1 protein-coding gene and 1 pseudogene are annotated in these 1,021 nt (G+C 66.9%); both read right to left on the bottom strand.

Going from position 1 to position 1,021, the window contains the following annotated elements:
• Window positions 1-122, bottom strand: a pseudogene (locus G3N94_RS41415) (MotA/TolQ/ExbB proton channel family protein); the annotation flags it as partial.
• A gap of 18 nt (window positions 123-140) precedes the next feature.
• A complete protein-coding gene (gene dapB, locus G3N94_RS41410) occupies window positions 141-938 on the bottom strand; it encodes a 4-hydroxy-tetrahydrodipicolinate reductase (protein WP_205799918.1) in 798 nt (265 codons plus the stop codon).
• Window positions 939-1,021 lie beyond the last annotated feature (83 nt).

The raw sequence follows: 1,021 nt of genomic DNA, 5'->3' as shown, positions 1-1,021 counted from the left end.
CAGGCCTTCACGACGAGGAAACACCAGCTGGCGACGGACATCGCCAGCAGCACATAGGCGACCGCGTGCGTGACGGCGTCGCCGCTTTCGAGGTAGTGGACGACGCCGGTGGGAATCGCCATCGGAGTTTCCGGCGCGCGTCAGCGCAGGCCGAGCACGTCCTGCATCTCGAACAGGCCGGCGCCGTGCGCGGACAGGAAGCGCACCGCGCGCAACGCGCCCTGCGCGTACGACACGCGGCTCGACGACTTGTGCGTGATCTCGATCCGCTCGCCGATCCCGGCGAACAGCACGGTGTGGTCGCCGACGATGTCGCCGCCGCGGATCGCGGAGAAGCCGATCGTCGACGGATCGCGTTCGCCCGTCACGCCGTGGCGGCCATACACCGCGCAGTCGTCGAGCGATCGACCGAGCGCGCCGGCGACGGCTTCACCCATCATCAGCGCGGTGCCCGACGGCGCATCGACCTTATGGCGGTGATGGGCTTCGATGATCTCGATGTCGTAGCCGTGCGAGAAATGCTTCGCGGCAAATTCGAGCAGCTTCAGCGTGACGTTCACGCCGACGCTCATGTTCGCCGAGAACACGATGCCGATTTTCTCCGCGGCCGCGCGCAGCATGGCCTTCTGCTCTTCGGTGAAGCCGGTCGTGCCGATCACGAGCTTCACGTCGTGGCGCAGCGCGGCCTCGACGTGCGCGATCGTGCCTTCCGGACGCGTGAAATCGATCAGGTAGTCGGCCTGAGCGAACACCGCGTCGAGATCGTCGGTCAGCTTGACGCCGGTTTCCTTGCCGAGGAACGCGCCTGCGTCCTGGCCGAGGTACGGCGAGCCGGCGCGGTCGAGCGCGCCGACGAGCTGTGTGTCGGAATCGTTGAGAACGGCTTCGATCAGCATCCGGCCCATACGGCCCGACGCACCGGCAATCGCAATCTTCATGGCTTTCTGTACGACAGGTTGACTGGGGGCGGCGCATGCCGCCCCGTTTCCACGCGCTTACTGGGACTGGCCCGGCGCGGTGA

Origin of the sequence: Burkholderia sp. Ac-20353, assembly GCF_017104785.1 — a bacterium.
GTDB lineage: Bacteria > Pseudomonadota > Gammaproteobacteria > Burkholderiales > Burkholderiaceae > Burkholderia.
This window is presented reverse-complemented; position numbering and strand designations above follow the sequence as displayed.

Coding starts and splice junctions, on each gene's coding strand:
- dapB (WP_205799918.1), bottom strand. CDS start 938: ATGAAGATTGCGATTGCCGGTGCGTCGGGCCGTATGGGCCGGATGCTG.